Source organism: Larkinella rosea, assembly GCF_003858635.1.
In the GTDB taxonomy this organism is placed as follows: Bacteria; Bacteroidota; Bacteroidia; order Cytophagales; family Spirosomataceae; genus Larkinella; species Larkinella rosea.
In genome coordinates, this window is record NZ_RQJO01000010.1 from 563629 (window position 1) to 586176 (window position 22548).

At 51.1% G+C, this 22548-nt stretch carries 17 protein-coding genes; 13 read left to right on the top strand and 4 right to left on the bottom strand.

All coding sequences use genetic code 11. The features are described 5' to 3' along the window. The first annotated feature begins 61 nt into the window (after positions 1–61). Entirely contained in the window at positions 62–487 is a 426-nt protein-coding gene (locus tag EHT25_RS23170) for a nucleotidyltransferase substrate binding protein (RefSeq protein ID WP_124877537.1), read from the top strand. A gap of 3 nt (positions 488–490) precedes the next feature. Next, positions 491–805, top strand: a complete 315-nt coding sequence (locus EHT25_RS23175) for a nucleotidyltransferase domain-containing protein (protein ID WP_124877538.1) — start codon at positions 491–493, stop codon at positions 803–805. Positions 806–809: 4 nt separating this feature from the next. Here the strand turns inward: EHT25_RS23175 and EHT25_RS23180 are convergent, their stop codons facing one another. Both EHT25_RS23180 and EHT25_RS23185 read right to left on the bottom strand, forming a co-directional pair. Next, on the bottom strand, positions 810–1508 hold the full coding sequence (locus EHT25_RS23180; RefSeq protein ID WP_124877539.1) for a carboxylesterase family protein: 699 nt from the start codon (positions 1506–1508) through the stop codon (positions 810–812). 40 nt (positions 1509–1548) lie between these two features. Further along, the gene (locus tag EHT25_RS23185) at positions 1549–2313 is read right to left on the bottom strand and encodes a creatininase family protein (RefSeq protein WP_124877540.1); all 765 of its coding nucleotides are present in this window, start codon (positions 2311–2313) and stop codon (positions 1549–1551) included. 766 nt (positions 2314–3079) lie between these two features. Between EHT25_RS23185 and EHT25_RS23190 the strand changes: the two genes are divergently transcribed. Further along, entirely contained in the window at positions 3080–6100 is a 3021-nt protein-coding gene (locus tag EHT25_RS23190; RefSeq protein ID WP_229311760.1) for a SusC/RagA family TonB-linked outer membrane protein, read from the top strand. Between the two features lie 39 nt (positions 6101–6139). After that, on the top strand, positions 6140–7666 hold the full coding sequence (locus EHT25_RS23195) for a RagB/SusD family nutrient uptake outer membrane protein (RefSeq protein ID WP_124877542.1): 1527 nt from the start codon (positions 6140–6142) through the stop codon (positions 7664–7666). On the opposite strand, the gene EHT25_RS23200 is transcribed toward EHT25_RS23195, so the two are convergent. Both EHT25_RS23200 and EHT25_RS23205 read right to left on the bottom strand, forming a co-directional pair. Continuing rightward, positions 7660–7878, bottom strand: a complete 219-nt coding sequence (locus EHT25_RS23200) for a hypothetical protein (protein WP_124877543.1) — start codon at positions 7876–7878, stop codon at positions 7660–7662. The genes EHT25_RS23195 and EHT25_RS23200 overlap by 7 nt on opposite strands. Positions 7879–7934: 56 nt before the next feature. Next, entirely contained in the window at positions 7935–8879 is a 945-nt protein-coding gene (locus EHT25_RS23205) for a hypothetical protein (RefSeq protein WP_124877544.1), read from the bottom strand. 450 nt (positions 8880–9329) lie between these two features. On the opposite strand from EHT25_RS23205, the gene EHT25_RS23210 reads away from it, so the two are divergent. From EHT25_RS23210 to nagA, 9 genes are all read left to right on the top strand, one after another. Beyond that, a complete protein-coding gene (locus EHT25_RS23210; protein ID WP_124877545.1) occupies positions 9330–9923 on the top strand; it encodes an RNA polymerase sigma factor in 594 nt (197 codons plus the stop codon). Between the two features lie 132 nt (positions 9924–10055). Next, the gene (locus tag EHT25_RS23215) at positions 10056–11084 is read left to right on the top strand and encodes a FecR family protein (protein ID WP_124877546.1); all 1029 of its coding nucleotides are present in this window, start codon (positions 10056–10058) and stop codon (positions 11082–11084) included. A 130-nt stretch (positions 11085–11214) separates the two neighbouring features. Further along, the gene (locus EHT25_RS23220) at positions 11215–14664 is read left to right on the top strand and encodes a SusC/RagA family TonB-linked outer membrane protein (protein WP_229311765.1); all 3450 of its coding nucleotides are present in this window, start codon (positions 11215–11217) and stop codon (positions 14662–14664) included. 88 nt (positions 14665–14752) lie between these two features. Beyond that, positions 14753–16585 carry a RagB/SusD family nutrient uptake outer membrane protein gene (locus tag EHT25_RS23225; protein WP_124877547.1) on the top strand — a complete coding sequence of 611 codons (1833 nt, stop codon included), beginning with the start codon at positions 14753–14755 and terminating at the stop codon, positions 16583–16585. Positions 16586–16736: 151 nt separating this feature from the next. Continuing rightward, positions 16737–18086 (top strand): Gfo/Idh/MocA family protein, encoded by a 1350-nt coding sequence (locus EHT25_RS23230; protein WP_124877548.1) that lies wholly within the window; start codon positions 16737–16739, stop codon positions 18084–18086. Between the two features lie 75 nt (positions 18087–18161). Beyond that, on the top strand, positions 18162–19493 hold the full coding sequence (locus tag EHT25_RS23235) for a sugar MFS transporter (protein ID WP_124877549.1): 1332 nt from the start codon (positions 18162–18164) through the stop codon (positions 19491–19493). Positions 19494–19514: 21 nt separating this feature from the next. Beyond that, a complete protein-coding gene (locus EHT25_RS23240) occupies positions 19515–20303 on the top strand; it encodes a glucosamine-6-phosphate deaminase (protein ID WP_124877550.1) in 789 nt (262 codons plus the stop codon). A 128-nt stretch (positions 20304–20431) separates the two neighbouring features. Then, a complete protein-coding gene (locus tag EHT25_RS23245; RefSeq protein WP_229311767.1) occupies positions 20432–21343 on the top strand; it encodes a Gfo/Idh/MocA family protein in 912 nt (303 codons plus the stop codon). Further along, entirely contained in the window at positions 21340–22530 is a 1191-nt protein-coding gene (nagA, locus tag EHT25_RS23250; RefSeq protein WP_124877552.1) for an N-acetylglucosamine-6-phosphate deacetylase, read from the top strand. Before EHT25_RS23245 ends, nagA begins: the two co-directional genes overlap by 4 nt. The last annotated feature ends 18 nt before the right edge of the window (positions 22531–22548 follow it).

Here is a 22548-nt window from a genome sequence, read left to right on the forward strand (position 1 = left end):
CGGGGCTTTTTTGTAAAACCACTGGAATATTCAGTAGATTTGATGAATTAACCCGATACGCATGGAGCAGGAAATTCGGTGGGTACAACGCTTCGGAAGTTATAAAAAAGCCCTGACCCAACTCAACAAATTCATTGAAAAAGGGGAATTGAACGAACTGGAAGAACAAGGTCTGATCAAAGCGTTTGAATATACCTACGAGCTGGCCTGGAAAACGATGCAGGATTTTTTGTGGGATAGAGGATATGCCGAAATTGCTGGCCCAAAACCGGTCATTGAACAAGCTTTTCAGAATGGCTACATCGACGGTTTTGCCTGGGTTCGGATGCATAAAAGCCGTAATCTGACCAGTCACATTTACAATGCAGAAATAGCCGATGAGATTGCAGTATCGGTTAAAAATGAATATGTTAGCTTACTAAACGAGCTGGCGCATCGTTTGGAAGAAGAACAGAATAGTCAGCAATCCTCCGTTTTTGACGAGTAGCGGATGCCTTACGGATTAGACGATACGGATTTAAACGCCATTACGGCGGTCCTGGCCCGGAATCACCGGGTCGGGCAGGCTATCTTATTCGGTTCCCGGGCGAAAGGCTCGCACCGACCCGGTTCGGATATTGATATTGCGCTCAAAGGTCCTGAATTGACGTTCGACGACCTGCTCAATTTATCCGTCGCACTGGACGATTTATGGCTTCCGCTTCGGTTCGATCTGGTTTTATATGATCGCATTAACGAACCCGCTCTTCGCGAACAGATTCAGAAAACCGGTCAGGTCCTTCTTTCAAAATCGTTCGTTGCTTAAGTCTTCAACGATGCTGCTTCAACAACCAGTCATAGAGGGAGTTATCTTCGTACAGATACTGAATCGCGTGCCCGACCTTGTCCAGCTTCGTGAATTTCACGCTGCCATTGCATTGGTTTAAACGCTTCACCAGCCGCTCGGTTTCGTCAATCGAAATTACATCATCGTCAATTCCGTGGAAGGTCCAGACCGGAACGTTTTTGATTCGGCAAACCTGCGTGGAATCGTCGCAGCCTCCGCACAACGGCAGAATGGCCGCGAACTTGTCGGGATACGCCACGGCGGTTTGCCAGGCACCGTACCCGCCCATGCTGATGCCGGTTAAGTAAATCCGCTTCGGATCGATCCGGTATTTAGCAGTCAGCTCCTCCAGCAAAGGCTCGAACCAATTGTCCGTCGACCACACTTTACCGTCCGGACACTGCGGGGAAGCAATGATAAACGCATATTCACGACCCTGATCGACCAGATGCGGCAAACCGTACCGCTTTACTTTGTTTAAATCGCTGCCTTTCAACGAGCTGCCGTGCAAACTGATCACCAGTGGATACGCCCGCTGACTGGCCGGGTAATCCTTCGGCACGTACAGCAGGTAGTCGTATTTCTCCCGGTTTTTATTGTTCGGATTCGATTGGGCCAGGCCCGTTTGCCAGCTGCACGTAAGCAGCCACCCGAGCAGGGTAAAAAATTTGAGTGAAGACATCCGTTACAGCGGTAATTAATCCAATGCGATTTTCAGTCGATTACTCATACAAATCCTTTACGTCCACCTTCGCCAGTTCGACCAGAAAACCGCTGATTTTCTGGGTCACAGCTTCAAAATACCGCTTACCTTTTTCCGCCGTAGCCGCCTTCGGATTGCCGATTCCGGTGTCTTCCGTCACCTGCGACCATTTGCGTTCGGCCCACGCCCAGCCTTCGCGCAACGCCTGCACCTTCCAGCTTTTGGCCGCTCCATCGCCCGCTTCTTCCAACGGCAGCACCAATTCCGGACGCAGATGCAGCAACAGACTGGTTTCCATTTCATCGGCGTGGTCGCCTTTGGGTTCGTCGAAGTACGTTGATTTATCCAGTGTATGAAACCACGAGCAGGTGGTTAGAAACATGGCCGGATACTGAACGCCCAGCTCGCGCAGCATAGTTTTGAAGTCATTACCGCCGTGGCTGTTCAGAATCAGCAATTTGTAAATTCCCTGCCGGTTCAACACTTCGATGATGTCGTTCAAAATCGCCTTCTGGGTGCTCGGATACAGGTTGATATCCAGCAAAATATCCGTCTGACCGGTATTGACACCAAAGGGCATCGTCGGCAACACCATCACTTTCGCACCCTGTTCCCACGCCAGTCGCGCCGATTCGGCCGCAATCGTGTCAGCTTCAATCACGTCCGTTGCATAGGGCAGGTGGTAATTATGGGCTTCGGTGGCTCCCCAGGGCAGAATGACTAATTCGATGGGCTGGTCGTGGATGTGTTTCCAGTTGGCTTCGGCAAGGATATAAGGGCGCATATGAATGGTTTGTTTCGCGGAGTTACAAGGAGTTTGGCGGAGAAATATTAAAAACGCTGCTATCCTCCGCTTAACGCTGCGAAATAACTTTTTTATTTTTTAATTCTAATCCGATAGCCGTTGATCGGGTGAAAATAGCGGATTAATTCGCCCTGTTTGTTGCGCGTATACCATTTCCGTAACGAAAATGTCTCGTCCTGAAATCTGTTGACCCCTAAGTTGACACTTTAGTGAAACAGACTGAGTATGTCGCGAACGTGATCGAGCAAAATTGAGATGTAACTCTGACAACCAACATTCGTCTATGACAGACGGGCGGAACCAATCCTAATTTGTCATCTGCTTAGAAAGCAACTGGTAAGAATTCGGATCAGGACGCTTATCCTGCTACTAAATTCTATGAAAATCCACCTGTTTTGCAAAACATCTAGACAAAAGTTATAAAAATTAGTATTTTTTATCCAACTTATCTTTATAAGTAATTGAGATGATTTCTGACCGGTGTAGCGCCAAATGGCGCATAATCGGTCAGCTTATATGAAAAACAAAATTTAATTCTAACCAGAAAACAGTTTTCCTATTCACCCTTTCAAATCCCTTAAATTCTTTCCGGTTTATGAAACAAAACTACCCATTTCAAACGAAAGTGCATCGAGACTGGCTCCCGGCCCAAAGTCGCTTTGCTCAACAAGGAAGACCTTTTACCCGAGTAGCCCGTTTCAAGGGGTTGGTTCCAACATCGTTTCTGGTCATCCTGGTTTTGATTATGTCCAGTCAACTGCTGTTGGCGCAGGGCCGCAGGGTTTCGGGAACGGTCTCAGACAATGGTGGCGCCCCCCTGCCGGGTGCCAACGTTCAGTTGAAAGGAACAACCACCGGTACGGTCACGGATGCGGATGGGAAGTACACCATTCAGGCTTCTGAAAATACAGTACTTGTGTTTAGTTATATTGGCTATGTAAAGCAGGAAGTCGTCGTTAGCGCACAAACCACCATCAATGTCAACCTGGTGGCTGAAGCGTCCTCACTTTCCGAGGTGGTCGTTGTTGGGTACGGAACCCGCACAAAAGCCAACCTGACCGGTTCTGTAACAACCGTAACGGGCAAAGAACTTACCGAGCGCCCCGTCCCCAATGTGCAGAATCTGTTGCAGGGCCGGGTTCCCGGTTTGGATGTGATCCAGTCTACGGGTGAACCCGGTCGTGATGATGCCTCCTACCAATTGAGAGGATTTGGTTCCTTTGGGGCATCCAATGGTCCCCTGATTCTGGTGGATGGAATCATTGGTACGATCAAAAATCTTTCTCCGCAGGATATCGAAAGTGTGACGGTTTTGAAAGACGCTGCTTCTGCGTCCATTTACGGTGCACGGGCGGGTAACGGGGTCATTTTGATCACGACCAAAAAAGGACGAGCCGGCTCATCGGAAATCGAGTACTCCGGAAGCTATGGGATTAGCGAAGCGACGAGGACGCCGGAACTGATTACGAACTCGGTACAATACATGGAAATGTACAACTCAGCGAGAGCACGAAGCGGACAAACCCCGATTTACACCCAGGCACAGATCGACTTGTATCGTAACAATTCCAACAATCCTCAATACCCGAATTTCAATTGGCTGGATTACGTGCTGGGCAAAGGTCCGATTAAAAATCACCACCTGGGCTTCAGCGGTGGCAATGAGAAAACGCTGTATAATATTTCCTTCAACTTTCTGGATCAGAACAGTATCACAAAAGGGTATTTATACAAACGGTACAACGGTCTGATCGATTTCTCCAGCCAGGTCCATAAACGGATACGGGTAGGTACCAATTTGAACCTGTCGTTTCAGGATGCGAAGGCCCCCTGGCTGGTCAACGATGATTTGCTGTTGTTGTCCTATGCGTCAGCGCCAACGTTTATGCCTTTTCTGCCGGACGGAAGCGGCAGGGCGACCAACCGGGATTTTATTGGAAACGGCGCCGGAAATCGTAGTGTGGAGGAAGTATACGCCACAGGCGGGCAGTTTACAAAAACATACAATCTTAATGCCCAGGTATTCGCTGAAATCGACCTCCTGAAAGGCTTAAAATGGATTAGTAAGGCGGGGGTAACGTTCCTGAACAGTCAGTATAAAAACCGGCAGTTTCCCTCGCCCTCCTACGCGTATCAACCCGACGCGTCAGGCACCTATGTCCAGGTTGCGAATGGAAATCCTACGTTTTCAGGACTTCGCCAGGAAGAAGGCCGCAGCATCACCAAAACTTTTTTCAGTACGCTGAACTACACCCGGCAGTTTGGACAGGATCACAATCTGGGCCTGTTGGCGGGGTTTGAGCAACAGAATAATTTAACGGAGAACATCATCGGTCAGCGCTATGACTTTCCAAACACGACCATCATGGTTTTGGATGGTAGTGGCGCCAACAACCAGGTGACCGGTGGGACGGCGTCGGAATGGGCATTGCGATCGGTTTTTGGCCGGGTCACTTACGATTACAAAGGCAAATATTTCGTGGAAGGCAACATTCGCCGGGACGGGAGTTCGCGGTTTGGCCCCGACTTCCGGTTTGGTACCTTTGGCGGAGGCTCGGCTGGCTGGAGACTATCCGAAGAAGGATTCATCAGGAATTCATTATCCTGGATGAATAACCTGAAACTCCGGGCTTCGTATGGTGTATTGGGGAATCAGGAACTGGGGAATTCACTGGTAAACGGGACCAGCATCAATGGAACCTACCCCTATCAGGATGTACTCAGTCTGACGGCTTACCCGTACTCAACGCTGGCTTCAGGTGCGCAGCTGACCCGATTGGTCACGAAGGATTTGAAATGGGAAAAAACATCCATGCTGGATTTCGGTCTGGACATCGATATTTTCAGGGGTCTCTTTGGCGCGACTATCGACTGGTACCGACGGAATACTTCCGATATTCTGTCCACCCGGGCGGATTTGCCCAGCAGCGTTGGCCTGACGCCCCCTATTGTCAATGCCGGTGCCATGCAAAATCAGGGTATTGAACTGGAGCTGCGGCACCGGAAAAGCTTTGGTGATTTCAATTACGGGGTCAGTGTGCTGTTTCACAAATACAACAACAAGGTTACCAAACTGCTGGCTCCAACGCTGGGTACGATTGAGGTGGGTCAGCCTTATAACAACTTTTTTGTCTACGACTGGATTGGCATCTTTCAAAGTCAGGCCGATATCGATAGCTCCCCCAAGCAACCTTCGTCGGGCACGTTAAAACCGGGTGACCTCAAGATCCGGGATGTGGATGGCAACGGAACCGTAGGGCCGGAAGACCGGATCCGGATCAGCCGATTTCCCAAGTACAACTATTCGTTCAACCTCAATGCAGGATGGAAAGGATTCAGTCTGACGGCCTTTTTCCAGGGTGTTCAAGGCGTTAATACCCAGATAAGCGGATGGGGGTACGAACCCTTTCAACAAGGCTCAGCCCCTCCGCTGCGATTCCTGAACGCCTGGTCGCCCACCAACCCCAGCAATACGGTTCCGGCGACCTATCTGACCGGTTATGCGGGCGTAGCGGGTTATTCGTCAACCTATTTTATTCAGGATGCGTCTTACCTGCGCTTAAAGAATCTCTACCTGTCTTATGCATTTAATGAGAAGATTCTGAAGAAGATCCGATCGAAAGGATTGACGGTTTACGTTTCCGGCGACAACCTGCTTACCTGGACAAACTACGAAGGCAACGATCCCGAACGGGCCGGTTCCGGCCGGTTTGCCCAGTTCCCGCAGTTGCGGATTTACACCGCCGGGTTAAGCATCAAGTTCTAAAAATGTGAATCCGATTCACGCTAATCTTACCTGTAAAAAATGAACTTCCGACATAAATTTATCTTTTCTGCCCTGCTGGCAACCTTGGTGCTTGGCACCAGTTCCTGCAATGACAGTTACCTGGACAAAAATCCACTGAACGCCATTTCCGGCGCTACTTTCTGGAAAACCCAGGCCGATGTGGACATGGCGCTGGTGGGTGTCTACCGCAGGCTACAGAGTGTCGTTTTTGGACATCGCCGGGCCATATTGGATGGGTATTCGGACAATTCCTACGACCGGCACAACCAAATCGGCTTTCAAAACCCCAGTATTGGTATTATTAACCCATCCAATGTCCCTACTTCGTTGTATAATGAGCCGTATGCCGGTATAGCCTCGGCCAATTATTTTCTGGAGAATGTCGGGAGTGTTGCTGCCGTACCGCAGGCAACCAAGGATGTATACATTGCCGAAGCCCGGTTTTTGAGAGCCCTATTCTATTTCGAGCTGGTGCAGTATTTTGGCGATGTCATTCTTTATAAAACCGCTCCCAAAACGGCCGAAGAGGCCAAAATAGCGAAAAGTCCCAAAGCTGACGTGATCGCTTTTATTGTGGAAGACCTGGATTTCGCAATATCGAAACTGCCCGCAACGGCCTACGCCGGGCATGCCGTCCGGGCCAGTGCTCAGATGTTGAAAGCACGGGTACGGCTTTATCAGCAGAACTGGGCCGATGCGGTCACGTTAACCAGTGCCATCATCGCCACCAATACGTTTTCAATCTTCCAGGGCGGTTATTCGAATCTCTTTTTACAGCCAACCCAGCAGGGAAATCCGGAAATTATTTTCTCCACCAAATACCTGGCACCCAACAATCCGCAGGGCAACGAAGGCATGCTGGTGGAAATCGGCTGGTATGGGGGGAATCAACCCTATAAAAACCTGGTGGATGATTATGAAACCATTACGGGCAAGGCGATTACCGACCCGACTTCGGGCTATGACCCCGCAAATCCGTATGCGAAACGGGATCCACGGTTGAAAATGACCATTCAGGTTCCGGGTGATCCCTATATAAATCCGGATGGTTCGACGTTTGTAACGACGGATCCAATCCTGACAGGGTTTGCCCAACGAAAATACATGGACCTTTCCAAGCTGCCCTTCGACCGGTCCAAAATTCCGGTTACCGATATGAACATTGTGCACATGCGCTATGCCGAAGTTCTATTGGCCTATGCTGAAGCCAAAAATGAGGCTTCAGGCCCGGATCCGACGATTTATGACGCGCTGGACAAGATTCGTACCCGAACGGGTGTCGCCTTGCCCAAGGTCGACCAAACGCTGTATGGGACGAAAGAAACGTTGCGGGAGTTTATTCGTCACGAACGGCGAATTGAACTGGCCATGGAAGGACATCGCTATTTTGATTTGAAACGTTGGGGGATTGCAGCCGCAAAATTTGCGGCCGTTAAAAATCCGGCCGGCGTTTCGCTGGTTTTCGGGGAAAAGAACAATGTACTTCCTTATCCACAAGGAGAAATAGACAAGAATAGTGCGTTGATACAAAATCCAGGCTATTGATAAAAAGTAAGCAGAACAAAGGATGTGTCTTCACTGTACAGTGAAGACACATCTGATTTCCCTCCTAAAAACGTCTGGGCATTACGCAGAAATAGCCTTTGCATCGTTCCGTTTTTAGGGCTAAGGTCAATCGAAGCCGTCAGGCCAATGGCCAGGCCGCCGACGTTGCGCAGGCTGTATTCCGCCGGGCAACTAAAAAGCACGTTTCCCATCCCTAACCATCGGTATTTCGAGGTTACGGATGGGAAAACGTGTTCGATTTGGGAACTTACTGCTGATTCTGGTTGGATTGAGTTACATTGTAGGTATATATATCCTTCATCGTGAGGCCCTGGTTCGTAACCCGATTGGATTCCACAACCTGATTGTCTTCGTTCAGGATATACCCGTATGACCAATCAAAACCGATCTTGTTCGTCGGGATGAAGCGGGTCTGGTAGCGCCGGGGAAGGTGAGTCCGTAACTTGCCAAAGATAGGCAGAAACTCATCAATGAAAGACAGATTCCAGGGGTTGAAAGACAGCTTATCGGCCACTAAACCAGGCCAAACCTGGCCGTCAGGACCCGTCGATTTCAAATTGCCCGCGTACAGGCCGACTTTGTCGTAAGCGAAGGTCGTCTCAAAATCCTGATCCACAACGGTTTTAATCAGGTCACCATCTGCATTATAGGTCAGGACCACCTTATCGGCCCCATTTTCTTTGATGGTAATCAATTTACCAGTTCCGTTGTAGTGGTACGTCAGCACCGGTTCATAACTGCTAGGCTGACCGTTTTGATCGAAATTGAGGTATTTGGCCTCATAACACCGACCGCTGCCATCCAATTTATACGTCCAGATCGTTTTTTTCTGAAAATTACCGATGTTGTTCTTTTCAGAAATGGTTGCCGTAATAACCTGGTTACCATACGCATAGTCGAACCGCTGGCTGGAACCTCTCAACACGGTCACCAGCTTACCACCTTCCCGGGGATATTGAAAGATGATCTGGTGAGAATTCCCGTTCGAGTCCGACCCGTCGATTTTCTTTACCTGATACTGCTTGCGCAGCAGGGCCTGGCCGCTGGTTATGACTGATTCGCTTTCGCTGCCAACCGGTTTGGACGCCGGTTTCAGGGGTTCCACTAACTGGTTTTTTTCGCAGGAAGTTAAGCCTGTTGCTACACTTAAACTAACCAAAGCCATGGTGCACGATTTCACTAACTTGTTCATTGAAGTTGATTTTGTTGTTTATGATTATTGAACGCAACAAAGGTATGGCGGCCCAAAATCTCGGGACTATGCCCAATCAACAGCAGGTAGCAATAACTGAATAAGTAGCTGAAAGGACCCGCTAACATTCATTTACGGGAGAGTTTTCAGTGGCAGGCAACAATCGTCAGGGTCATTCTTCGCTTTGGCAGCCGGATTTCAGACCAATCAGGCTTTATTTTCCCGATGAATGACTAGCGCAACTCGTGTTGTGTCAAGTCCGGACGGCTTTAAGCAAACTTGGGGAAATGCCCGGTAAAATAACCTTTAGCAGAATAAGGAATCAAAATACTCATTCCGATGCAAAGCAAAATAATATATTTGGGTGGTTAAAATTTCAAAAATTATATTTTGTAGTTTTACCAACACGGCAAAGGTTTTTTGCAATTCCATCTCCCTGATCCGGAATTTATGAACGTCTCAGTTGATCAAAACGAGGAAAAACTACTGGTGGCCCGTCTTCGTGAGGGCGACCATCTGGCTTTCCGTGCGATCTACGAAAGGTACGCTGACGGGTTGCTCCGGAGACTTCTGAGACTAACCCGCGTGGATCACATTGCCGAAGATTTGTTGCAGGAAACGTTTGTAAAGCTGTGGGAAAAACGGGAAACGATCGACCCGGGCCTGCCGGTAAAACCGTGGCTTTACAAAGTGGCCGAAAATCTGGTGTTTCAATTCTTCCGGAAACTCGCCCTGGATAGTCGGCTTCAGAACGAGATGATCGAGTGGTATGGCAAGGAAAACCGCATCGCATTTGAAGAAGAACTTTTTTCGCGGGAAAAGCAGGATTTGCTTCAAAAAGCGATCCAGCAACTATCTCCGCAACAAAAGCAGGTTTTTAATCTTTGCAAACTGGAAGGCTTGAGCTATGAAGAGGCCGCCAGTACGCTCGGCATTTCGCCTTCTACCGTCAGCAACCACCTTGTGAAAGCCAGCGCCAGCGTGCGCCAGTATCTCCGGCAGCACAAGGATTCCATTTTTTGCCTGCTTTCCCTCTTTCTGTAAAATAACCGGAATTCGTTCAGGAATGGCTTTTGTTCCGGGACAGCAATAAAAACCGGGAACGAAAAAAATATTTTTTTTTCACGGGACTAGTGTGTTTTCCAATCCGGCGCATATAGGGAAGAAAAAAGCATTTTGAAGAGTCCAAAAGACATCCATGACCTTTTCCCGGGTTTTCTCGCCGGAATGCTGACTCCGCCGGAATTGACCCGATTGTTCCGTCATTTCAGTACAACGGATGAAGCGGAGTTGCGTTTGCTGATTCAAACGGAAATGGAATTTGAAAGTGAGCCGGGTGAGCAGGCAAACCAGAATCTCAAACCTCGTCTGGAGGCCATTTATAACCGAATTGATCAGCAGATACGAACGGAGGTGCGGGCTGAACCTGTCCTTGGCCGCCGGAATTTCCCGGTTTTTCTGCGCTATGCGGCAAGTGTGTTACTGGTCATCGGGGTTACCTGGCTGTTGATGGAGAAGTTTATTCCCGATTGGAATACCGGTGAATGGCAAAAGGTAACGACCCGGTATGAGCGCAGGAAGATTGCCTTGCCCGATGGCACTCAGATCTGGCTTGGGCCCCAAAGCAGCCTGGAATATCCGCAGAAGTTTTCCGGCAATCAGCGCCCGGTTAAACTGGATGGCGAGGCATTTTTCGAGGTAACCCGGGACGTAAACCGCCCATTTACGATCAACTCCGGGAAATTAATCACCCGGGTTCTGGGCACATCTTTCCGAATCGATGCGTACGATAATGAAAAGTCGGCAACCGTCACGGTGCTGACCGGCAAGGTTTCGGTTTCGGCAGCAACTGAGCCGTCGGCGGAACTGAAGCTCTTGCCGTTTCAGCAGGCTTATTTACGACCTGATTCACAGGACGTTGCCATGCGTGTTTATCCTTCGGCAAAGGAATTACTACGCCGAAGAGAAGGCAACATCCGTTACGAAGGAACCAGTCTGGCTGACATTGTGAGGGATATTCAAAAAATCTCCCCACAACAGATTATTACAGAAGCGGATCTTTCCAAATGCTCGTTCTACGGTGAACTGAAGGCCGGAGACAACCCACTGAAATTCTTAGAAAACGTCTGTCAAGTCAACAACTTAACCCTCCGGAAGCAAAATGAAACATCGGTAACCATAACAGGCAGCGGCTGCCGGAAGTAGCTGGGCCAAAAAAAGCCCCTCCTCATCGCCAAACAAGAAAGGGGCACAAGTTAACTGTTTTTAAACCTACAACTGACAATGGCCCGAGAAGCCGCCGAGTTGGTATGAAACAACTAACCCGTGTAAAACTATGTATTTAAATCTACTATTCAAAGTAAACCGTATCGCCACAGGCGCCAGGTGGTCTGTTGTGCTGTTCTTTATTTTGACGGCCACGGCCTTGTATGGGCACCCGGCGAGCGCGCAGGAAGTGCTGGAAAAAGAGATCACCGTAAAATTTCAGGATACACCGCTGAAAGTTGTTCTGGAGGAACTGGCCACCAAATCGGGGCTGCGTTTTATGTACGGAGGAGATGTTGCCAGAAGTGGGTTGCTGGTAACTTTTAAAGCCAGTAACAAATCCCTTAAATACGTTCTGGACGAGATTTTTAGCCCAACCCGGTTTAATTACATTGTCGAGGATAAGAAGATTCTGGTCTTGCAGAACCAGTCATCCACGGCCGCCAAATCCCTGACAGCTGCCAACAACCAGGGAGTGCTTCCCACGATGCTCGCCAAAGCATCCGAAATCACCATTGGCGGCAAAGTGACGGATAACAAGGGACAAAGCCTCATCGGTGTAAATATCGTGGTGAAAGGCACCACCGTCGGAACCACGACGGATGAAAACGGCGGTTTTTCCCTGAAGGTCGGGAATCAGGATCAGGTGCTCGTTTTCTCGTTCGTGGGTTTCCAGACGAAAGAGGTTGAGTTGAAAAACCAGACCCGCCTGGAGGTTGTTTTGCTGGAGAGCGACAAAACGCTGGAAGAAATCGTGGTAGTGGGTTATGGAACCCAGAAGAAAAGGGACCTGACCGGCGCCGTAGCCCAGATCAGCGCAACTCGGCTGGAAAACGAAAACCCGGCCTCGGTGCAGGATATCTTACGGGGAAACATTGCCGGGCTCAATGTGGGCTACTCCACGTCGGCCAAACCGGCGAGTTCGCTTCAGGTGCGGGGAAGTAACTCCCTGAATGCCAACGGAGATCCGTTAATCGTTCTGGATGGGATCATTTATTATGGTCAGTTGCTGGATATCAATCCCAATGACATTCAGACCATCGACGTGCTGAAAGACGCCAGTTCGGCGGCCGTGTACGGCGCTAAAGCGGCCAATGGCGTGATCCTGATTACCACCAAAAGTGGCCAGAGCGGAAAGGCCATGATCACGCTGAATACCAACACCGGTATTACGACGCTGGCTCATGATCAGCCTCTTTATAACGCCAATGATTTTCTGTATTTCCGCGCCGACGTGCAGCGGAGTATGAACGCCAATCAAAATCCGCTGAAATACACGAACCCGAACGCCCTGCCGAGCTCCATGCCGCTAAAGGACTGGCTCGCTCTGGACGGAGCCACAGGAGACCCGACAACGACCTGGCTAAACCGCCTGAACCTGAGTCAGGTAGAAATTGATAACTACAAAGCGGGCCGAACCATCGACTGGTATCGGAAGGTTTTTCAGCAAGGGGTTCAGCAGGATTATAACGTGAGTGTTTCCGGAAAGAACGACGATATTTCCTACTACATTTCGATGGGGTACATGGATAATCAGGGGATTGTCGTGGGCGACCGGTACCGGACGTTTCGGTCCAGGCTCAATCTCGACGCCCGTATTGCGAAGTTTCTTAAAATCGGGATCAACACCCAATTCAGCAGTCGGGATGACGGATACGTGCCCATGACCTGGAGTAACATGGTGAACGCTTCGCCCTGGGGCTCCGAATTTGATGACAAGGGCAACCAACGGCTCAGCCCCCAGGACGATCAGATTGCGCTGAATCCTGCGTTGGCGAAAGCCTATACCAACCGCCTGAGTATCAATAATACGCTGATCAGTACGATCTATTCCGTGGTAACGCTGCCTTTTGGAATTACCTATCAGGCTAACTTTTCGCCGAGACTGGAATTATACCGGTATTTCAATCACCAGTCCGCCGACAGTCCGCAGTGGGCTCAGGCGGGGGGCTATGCACAACGGGAGCAGCTTGATATCTATAGCTGGCAGATTGACAACCTGTTTAAATGGAAAAGAACGTTTGGCAAGTCGCACGACCTCGACATTACGTTCCTGGCCAACATGGAAAAATACCAGAGCTGGCAAAACCGGATTGAGAACAGCGGTTTTGACCCCAGCGACCAACTGGGCTTCCACAACATCGGCACCGGGCGCAATCCCATCGTAACCAGCAACGATGAATACGGCACCGCCGACGCCCTCATGGGCCGCCTGTTCTACTCGTTCAAAAGCCGGTATATGCTGACACTTTCCCTGCGACGCGACGGCTACTCGGCCTTCGGCCAGAAAAATCCGCGGGCCACTTTCCCGGCCGCTGCCTTGGGCTGGGTGATCAGTGATGAAAAGTTTTTTAACTCCTCCTGGCTCAATTATCTAAAACTTCGCTTTTCGTACGGTTTTAACGGAAACCGGGACATTGGTCGCTACGTAGCCATTTCCGATCTGGTGGCCGGAAAGTACCTGCATGTTTCACCCACCGGCACCCTCAAACAGGTTTCCATGCTGTACGTCAACCGGATGAGCAACGAAAACCTTCAGTGGGAGAAAAAATCGTCCCTGAATATCGGCGTAGATTTTTCGATGCTGCGGAACCGCATCAGCGGAAGTATTGAGACTTACACAATGACCAGCACGAATTTGTTGGTCCAGCGCTCCCTACCGGACGTCACCGGTTTTAAGACGGTTTGGGCCAACCTGGGTGAAATACGAAACCGGGGCATCGAGCTTAACCTGACCTCCGTCAACATCAACACCCCGCTCGTGACCTGGAAATCGACCCTGAACGTTTCGATGAATCGGAATAAAATCATCAGCCTGTACGGCGACCGGCAAAACATTCTGGATAGTCAGGGAAAGGTAATTGGCACCCGCGAGCCCAACGACATCACCAACAAGTGGTTTATCGGCCAGCCGCTGGACGTGATCTGGGACATTAAAATTCTGGGCGTGTACCAGAAAAACGAAGCCGAGATGGCCCAGAAATATGGGGTAAAACCGGGTGATTTCAAATTGCAGGATGTGAACAACGACGGGAAATATACCGATGCCGACCGGCAGTTCCTGGGTTACACCGAGCCCCGGTTTCGGTGGACGCTGCGCAATGAGTTCCGGCTGTTCAGGCGGTTCGACCTCTCTTTCATGATGTACTCGTACTGGGGGCATAAGGGTTCGTTCAATACCGCCAAAAACCAGAACGGGTATATGGACCGGGTGAATGCCTATATGCAGCCTTACTGGACAGCCGAGAACCCGATCAACGATTACGCCCGGCTGTCTTCCAGCGACGGAAGCGCATCGTATAGTGTATACCGTGACCGGTCTTTTGTCCGACTCGAAAATATATCCGTCGCCTACAATTTGCCTGCCACTTTGTTCGGCAGACTGGGGCTGAAAAATGCGAAGGCTTATTTCAGCGTACGGAACGTGGCAGTTTACAGTCGGGAGTGGAGCTTCTGGGATCCCGAAAACAGCGCCCCGACGCCGAGAACGGCAACACTGGGCATCAACGTCTCGCTGTGATGATGCTGGAAAACGTTCATGCCGCACAACTGGCGGAAGCCAGGTATTGGAAAGGATTTGAAAACCGGTTTTATATAGACCTAAAGTTATGAAACGACGCATTTACAATTTGGCTGGGGCCATCGTGCTTCTTTTGATGGCGGGGTGTAATACTGAATTCCTGAAGCCTAAACCCCTCTCTTTCTTTTCTCCCGAAACCACTTTTTCGGACCCGGAAGCCCTGCAGGCGGGTCTGGTCTCCTGCGAAAACATGCTCCGGGATGAATGGCTCGGCACCGGCTCCCCGATTACCACCCAACTCGTGTTTTCGGAAGTGGCCATCGAGGGAACGACGGATGCGGCCAAGCCCTCGCAGAACCTGAACCTGCAGATTACGCCGGACGCCGACCTGAACAATTCGGCCACCACCCGAATCGGTTGGTTCTGGCAGAAATATTACGAAGGCATCCGGTACGCGAATACGGTGATCAGCCGAATTGACCAGCCAAAATACGCTTCGGAAAAAGAACGGAATGCCATCCTGGGAGCCGCCTATTTTCACCGGGCCTACCGGTATTATGGGCTGTGCCATGAGTTTGGCGATGTGCCGCTGGAGTTGAAAGAGCGGACGGGTACCAAGCTGGATTACTATTCGACCAAACGGGAGGTGATTCTGACACGAATGAAGCAGGACTTAGAGTTTGCTCAGGAATGGGTCAGCGATGATGTGGATAAAGGGTCGGTCACCAAAGGGGCGGTCAGTCACCTGTTGACCAAAGTCAATCTCGCGCTGGGCCTTTTTGATGATGCCATAAAATCCGCTGGCAACGTGATCGACGGCGGCCGTTACGCATTGATGACCAGCCGGTTTGGCGTCGACAAAGGCAACGCGGCAAAAAATATAACCTGGGACTTGCACCGGCCCGAAAACAAGGCGTTGCCCGAAAACCGGGAAGCTCTGATGCTCGTCATCGACCGGCGAAATGTAGCCGGTAATTTTACGGGCAGCAATGGCAGCGATCTCATGTACAATGCCGTCCCGCTGTGGTGGAATAACATTCTGACACCCAACGGAAACCGCGGGACGGTGGACCAGGCCGGTATCAATCTCGATCAGGTTACCTTCTACGGCCGAGGTGTTGGCAAGGCCCGGGCTACCTGGTATACCACCCGCGCGGTTTGGGGAGCCGCTGAAAAAGAAGATTTCCGGCACGCGCCGGGCAACTGGATGCGCATGCAGGACCTCGTTTACAATCATCCCAACCTGAAAACGATTGGGGACCCGTATTACGGAAAGCCCATTCAGCTGTATAGCAACTCAGGCGTGTTGCTGTGTAGTGATACGATCCGAAACTGGTTCGAGTGGCCGCAGTATAAGCTTTACATTCCGGACCTGGACCGTACTCCGGCCTTTGGAGGACGGACGGATTGGTACGTATTCCGGCTGGCGGAAACCTACCTCCTGCGCGCCGAAGCTTATTTCTGGAAGGGGGATTTGGCCCTGGCCGCCCAAGATGTGAACCAGGTCAGGACCCGGGCGAATGCCCAACCGTTGTTACCTTCGGCCATTACGATCGGGACCATTCTGGACGAGCGGGCGCGTGAACTCTATTACGAGGAGCATCGGAAGGTGGAGCTGACCCGCATCGCCTACATCCTTGCCAAAACCGGTAAAGCTGCCTACAATGGCAAGTCGTATTCGCTGGCCAATTTTTCGGAAACCAATTTCTGGTTCGACCGGATCATGGAAAAAACCGAGTTCTACAACAAAGGCGCCAAAACCCGTTATGGCAATCCATACACCATGAGTGCATATCACGTACTTTGGCCGATTCCCGCCAGCGCAATCAGCGGAAATAGCCGGGGTGTGATCAACCAGAACTTTGGTTATGCCGGTTTTGAGCGAAACAAACCCGCCCTCACCGCGATCACCGATGAGTAGCCTTTCATAACTTCTAATTCCGTCACCAAATAAGGTCGAACAATGCCGACAGCCTTAAATTTCAGGGGTTGGGTGGGGGCTTATTGCGCAACACTTCCGCCAGCGCCGGTAACGACTTATTGAACATCCAAAGAAAAACCCGTTAACCAACATGATTAAAGAAAAAAGCGACCGGAGAACGTTCCTTGCCACCACGATAAAAGGTACAGCCGCCCTTTCATTGGGGGGAGTCTTACCCGGTTTCAGTCCCCGGAGTTATGCCAGTATTATTGGCGCCAATGAACGAGTCAATGTCGGTATCATGGGAGTGAATAACCGGGGCCGGGCCCTGGCCAAGAATTTTGCCTCCCAACCCAACAGCCGGGTCGTTCATATTTCAGACGTAGACAGCCGGGCATCGGCTCGATCGATTGACGAAGTGACGAAGGTGCAAAACAGCAAACCGGTGGATACGCCGGATTTCAGAAAGGCCCTGGAAGATAAACAACTGGATGCCCTGGTCATTGCCGCGCCGGATTTCTGGCATGCCCACGCGTCCATTATGGCGTTGAAGGCCGGGAAACACGTGTACGTGGAAAAACCGTGCAGTTATGATCCGAATGAAGGGGAAATTCTGGTCAAGGCTTCCAAAAAATACAAAGGCGTCATCCAAATGGGCAATCAGCGACGTTCGTGGCCCAACATCGTCAAAGCCATTCAGGAGTTGCACGCGGGCGCGATCGGCCGGGTTTATTTCGGAAAGGGCTGGTACGCCAATACGCGGCTGGACATCGGGAAAGGAAAAGAAACGGCAGTTCCGTCCTGGCTCAACTACGACCTCTGGCAGGGACCCGTCCCCCGACGGCCCTACCGGGATAATCTGGTGCACTACAACTGGCACTGGTTCTGGCATTGGGGCACCGGCGAGGCCGTTGGCAATGGGGTGCATATGCTCGACATGCTGCGCTGGGGAATGGGGGTTGAGTATCCGGTGCGGGTGACATCCGCCGGTGGCCGCTATCACTTTTCCGATGATTGGGAAACGCCGGATACCCAGATCATTACCTGGGAGTTTGCCAACAAAAGCAGTATTCTTTGGGAAGCCAGAAGCTGTAACGGCCACGGGGTGGACGACATCGGCGTGGGCGTGACCTTTTACGGCGAAAACGGCTCCCTGACCATCAACGGAAATGGGTATATTATTTATGACCTGAAGGGCGCCGTGGTCAAGAACGTCAAAGAAGGAGACAACATGAATTTGCTCGACCGAACCAACCCTTCCCAAAATCTGGATTCGCTGCACTTCCAGAATTTCTTCGACGCCATCAAAACCGGTGCCACCCTGAACGCCGACATTCCCAACGGGCACATCAGTACGCTGCTCTGCCAGTTGGGAAACATCGCCTGGCGAACCGGCGACGTCCTGCTCACCGATCCGACAAACGGCCACATCCTCAACAGTGCGAAAGGCAAAAAGCTCTGGGCGCGCACCTATGAACCCGGCTGGGAACTGACGATCTAAACACACCATATCCCTTTAAACAATATTACACCTTCCTGCCTCCGGGCGGGAAGGTTGAATAACCACGGCCTTTTCATGGAAAGTATTCCTTTAGCAGCGCTTACAAAACCGCAAATTAACCGGTCTATCGTTGTGATCGGCACCTTGTTTTTTGTATTCGGCTTTGTCACCTGGATCAACGCCATTTTAATCCCTTATTTCAAAATTGCCTGTGAGTTAACTAACTTCCAATCGTATCTGGTGGCCTTTGCCTTCTACATCTCTTATTTTGTGATGTCGGTACCGGCTTCGTTCCTATTGAAAAAAGTCGGGTTCAAAAACGGAATGCTGCTGGGTTTTCTGGCGATGGCAACCGGCGCGTTTGTCTTTCTGCCCGCTGCCTACACCCGGACGTACGAAATTTTTCTTTGTGGATTGTTTACCATCGGAACCGGTCTGGCCATCCTGCAATCTGCCGCCAATCCCTACATTACCCTGCTGGGCCCGAAAGAGCGGGCCGCGCAGCGAATCAGTATCATGGGGATTTGCAACAAAGGGGCCGGTATCCTTGCCCCTTTTATTTTTTCATTCTTTCTATTGCGGCCGGAAGACAGCGAGACCATTGCCCATCTGGCCGACCTGGCGACAAGCGAACGAAAAATCTTTCTGGACGCGCTGGTTCGGCGGGTCATGTTGCCGTATTCGTGCCTGGGAATTGTTTTAATTGCTTTGGGTGCGCTGGTGAAATTCTCTCCGCTGCCGGAGATCGATACGGATGAGGGACCACTTCAAACGCAGCAGGCTGGTCCGGAAAAAAAAAGCATCTGGCAGTTTCCTTACCTGATTCTGGGTGCCGTAGCCATTTTCACCCACGTCGGCACCCACGTGATTGCCATCGACACCGTGATCGGTTATGCGGGTTCGATGGGAATTCCGCTAACAAAAGCCCGGCCCTTTCCGTCGTTTACGCTGCTGGCTACCATGATCGGCTATTGTACGGGAATTGTTCTGATCCCCCGGTTTTTCAGTCAGCTTTCCATTTTCCGAGCCTGCACGGTGCTGGGCACCGCGCTTTCGTTGGGCATTTTGTTTGCAAAAGCGGACATAAGCCTGCTGGGGTATCAATCGGATGTGTCACTGTGGCTGGTTGTTTTGTTAGGGTTGGCGAATTCGTTGATCTGGGCCGGTATCTGGCCCCTGGCGCTCGACAATCTGGGGAAATTTACTAAACTGGGCGCTTCCATCCTGATCATGGGACTTTGCGGACAAGCTATCATGCCACTGATTTATGGCTATCTGGCGGATGCCTATGATCACCGGTTTGCCTACGTGATTTTGCTTCCCTGTTATGCTTACCTGATCTTTTATGCCTTCAAAGGCTATCGCATCCAGAGCTGGAAACCCGTACCTATCCGAACAGAACGCTAATCCTTTCCATTTTAAATACTGATGAAACAGTTTCAACAAGACCTCTTAAGCGTCTCCATTTTTCAAAACCGCCAGAAACTCGGCAAAGCCGCAGCGACGGAAATTGCGGCAGCGATCCATCGGCTTCTTCGGGACAAAGAGTCCATCAATATGGTTTTTGGCGCAGCTCCTTCTCAGGACGAAACGCTGCTTGCACTGGCCCAGGACCCGTCCATCGATTGGTCGCGTATCCGGGCTTTTCACATGGATGAGTATGTTGGACTGTCGCCGGATGCTCCGCAGCTATTCAGTCGGTATCTGAAGGAGCATTTGTTCGACAAAATTCCGTTGGGGCAAATGTTCCTGATCAACGGGAACGCCAGGGATCTGAATCAGGAATGCGAGCGGTATGCGGCCCTGTTAAAAGAATTTCCAACCGACATTGTCTGTCTTGGCATTGGTGAGAATACCCATATTGCCTTTAATGACCCGCACGTGGCCGATTTTCACGATAAAAGGCTTGTCAAAGTGGTTGAACTGGATTTACCCTGTCGCAGGCAGCAGGTGAATGATGGCTGTTTTCCTGAACTGGAAGCCGTCCCCCGGCAAGCCATTACCCTCACTGTTCCTGCTCTTTTTCAGGCAGACTATGCGTTTTGCATGGTTCCAGGCCCCCGGAAGGCGCAGGCGGTTTTTTTAACGCTGACGACCCCGGAAATAACCAGTCAATATCCGGCTTCCATCCTTCGCGAACACCCCGATGCTGCCTTATTTCTGGATGCCGACAGCGCCAGTCAAATCCTGAAGGTGTACGAAGTTTCCGGTTTTTAGCCCATCCTCAAGAATCAAAAGCAGGAACCATGACCCATTTTCAACCACTGAAAAGAAGAACTTTCCTCAAAACGACAATCGCGGGAAGCCTTCCATTGGCTTTTTTCAATCCCTTAAAACCGGTCCGGATGATCCAGCCGGGAAAGCGAATCGGTATCATTGGCCTGGATACATCGCATAGCGTGGCCTTTACCAAAGCCTTACATACCGCTGTCGAATCCGATACCTACAAAGGTTACAAGGTCGTCGCAGCCTACCCGTATGGCAGCCAGCGAATTCAAAGCAGCAAGGAGCGAATTCCGGGATACATTGAGCAAATTGGCAAATACCAGGTAGCCATTGTCGGGTCGATCCGGGAGCTGTTGGCGCAGGTCGACTTTGTGTTGCTGGAAACGAACGATGGTACGCTTCACCTGCCGCAGGCGCTGGAAGTTCTGGCCGCGAGAAAACCGCTCTTTATTGATAAACCGATGGCGGCCAGTCTCCGGGAGGCAATGGCCATTTTTAATGCCGCCGAAAAATACAGAGTGCCGGTTTTTTCAACCTCCTCGCTCCGGTATATCAAGGGCATGGACGAGTTGAAAAAGGAGAAAGTCATCGGAGCGGATACGTTCAGCCCGGCAACCATCGAACCTTCCCATCCGGATCTTTTCTGGTACGGCATCCACGGAATTGAAACCTTAATGGCCGCCATGGGACCCGGTTGTCAGCAAGTGTCCCGGGTTTCCCAACCCGACTGCGATCTGGTGATTGGAATGTGGGCGGATAACCGTATCGGGACGTTTCGGGGACTGAGAAATGCCAAGGTGGGGTACGGCGGAACGGTTTTTACCCAGGCCGGGGAGCGTGTATTAGGTCCTTTTGGCGGGTATGAACCCCTGCTGGCCCAGATTATTAATTTCTTCGAAACGGGCAAAGTCCCCGTAACACAGCAGGAAACGATTGAAGTCCTGGCGTTGATGGAAGCGGCCGATGAAAGCAAAAAGCAGCATGGCGCATTCGTTACCCTGGAATCCATGATAGCGCGGGCCCGGCAATGAAACCCAACCTTTACAGCATCGTTAACGGCAAAATCCTGACGCCCCGGCGGTGTATCCCAAACGGGAGCGTGCAGGTGGAAAATGGCGTCATTACCGGCGTGCATGAACGATCCTTCTGCGCGCCCGGTTCAACGGAGATCGACGCAGGTGGCCACTACATCGCACCCGGTTTCATCGATATTCACGTGCACGGAGGTGGCGGGGCGGATTTTATGGATGCAATCGACGAAGCGTTCCGGACAGTTGCGGCTACGCACCTTCGGCATGGGACAACGGCCATGACACCGACCACCCTAACGGCGGGTAAAGATGAACTCGCCGAAACGCTAACCGTCTGCCAGCGGGCAATGGCAGGCAATACCGGGGGTGTCCGTTTTCTGGGGATGCACTTGGAAGGCCCCTATTTTGCTCTGAATCAGCGCGGTGCCCAGGACCCCCGGTTCATCCGAAATCCGGATCCCGAAGAGTACCAGTCCCTGATCGACCGGTTTTCCGGCGTATTGTCCCGCTGGAGCGCAGCTCCGGAACTGCCCGGTGCACTGGATTTTGCGCGATATGCCGTATCCAAAGGCATCTTAATTTCTTTAGCTCATACCGATGCCCTTTACGATGATATTGTCAACGGTTTTGATCACGGTTACACACTGGCCACTCACCTGTATTCCGCCATGAACGGCGTGACTCGCCGGGGTACATTCCGGTATGCCGGTGCGGTGGAGGCCGCTTTTTTAATCCCTGAAATGGATGTGGAGATCATTGCTGACGGCATTCATTTACCGCCCCCGTTGTTGCAACTGGTTTATAAAATGAAAGGCCCCGACCGCATCGCCCTGGTTACGGATGCGATGAGAGGGGCGGGTTTGCCCGAGGGAACCAGTATTCTGGGATCGCTTCGTCATGGAATCAGTGTCATTGTTGAAGACGGGGTTGCCAAAATGCCGGATCGATCCGGGTTCGCGGGTAGCGTCGCGACCATGGACCGACTGGTGCGTACGATGGTTCATCAGGCGAATATTCCCCTAATCGACGCCGTCAAAATGGCTTCATCTACTCCCGCCCGCATCATGGGAGCTACGCAACTCGGGACGCTGGTTGAAGGAAAACGGGCCGACATCGTCCTATTTGACGACGACATCCAAATCAAACTTGTGATGGTGGATGGGCAGGTTCTGATCGACACGTTGTAATTCGTTTACGGTGGAATT

Coding starts and splice junctions, on each gene's coding strand:
- EHT25_RS23245 (WP_229311767.1), top strand. CDS start 20,432: ATGATCCAGCCGGGAAAGCGAATCGGTATCATTGGCCTGGATACATCG.
- EHT25_RS23200 (WP_124877543.1), bottom strand. CDS start 7,878: ATGGGAAACGTGCTTTTTAGTTGCCCGGCGGAATACAGCCTGCGCAAC.
- EHT25_RS23195 (WP_124877542.1), top strand. CDS start 6,140: ATGAACTTCCGACATAAATTTATCTTTTCTGCCCTGCTGGCAACCTTG.
- EHT25_RS23240 (WP_124877550.1), top strand. CDS start 19,515: ATGAAACAGTTTCAACAAGACCTCTTAAGCGTCTCCATTTTTCAAAAC.
- EHT25_RS23225 (WP_124877547.1), top strand. CDS start 14,753: ATGAAACGACGCATTTACAATTTGGCTGGGGCCATCGTGCTTCTTTTG.
- EHT25_RS23185 (WP_124877540.1), bottom strand. CDS start 2,313: ATGCGCCCTTATATCCTTGCCGAAGCCAACTGGAAACACATCCACGAC.
- EHT25_RS23180 (WP_124877539.1), bottom strand. CDS start 1,508: ATGTCTTCACTCAAATTTTTTACCCTGCTCGGGTGGCTGCTTACGTGC.
- EHT25_RS23175 (WP_124877538.1), top strand. CDS start 491: ATGCCTTACGGATTAGACGATACGGATTTAAACGCCATTACGGCGGTC.
- EHT25_RS23235 (WP_124877549.1), top strand. CDS start 18,162: ATGGAAAGTATTCCTTTAGCAGCGCTTACAAAACCGCAAATTAACCGG.
- EHT25_RS23190 (WP_229311760.1), top strand. CDS start 3,080: ATGTCCAGTCAACTGCTGTTGGCGCAGGGCCGCAGGGTTTCGGGAACG.
- EHT25_RS23170 (WP_124877537.1), top strand. CDS start 62: ATGGAGCAGGAAATTCGGTGGGTACAACGCTTCGGAAGTTATAAAAAA.
- EHT25_RS23230 (WP_124877548.1), top strand. CDS start 16,737: ATGATTAAAGAAAAAAGCGACCGGAGAACGTTCCTTGCCACCACGATA.
- EHT25_RS23205 (WP_124877544.1), bottom strand. CDS start 8,879: ATGAACAAGTTAGTGAAATCGTGCACCATGGCTTTGGTTAGTTTAAGT.
- nagA (WP_124877552.1), top strand. CDS start 21,340: ATGAAACCCAACCTTTACAGCATCGTTAACGGCAAAATCCTGACGCCC.
- EHT25_RS23220 (WP_229311765.1), top strand. CDS start 11,215: ATGTATTTAAATCTACTATTCAAAGTAAACCGTATCGCCACAGGCGCC.
- EHT25_RS23210 (WP_124877545.1), top strand. CDS start 9,330: ATGAACGTCTCAGTTGATCAAAACGAGGAAAAACTACTGGTGGCCCGT.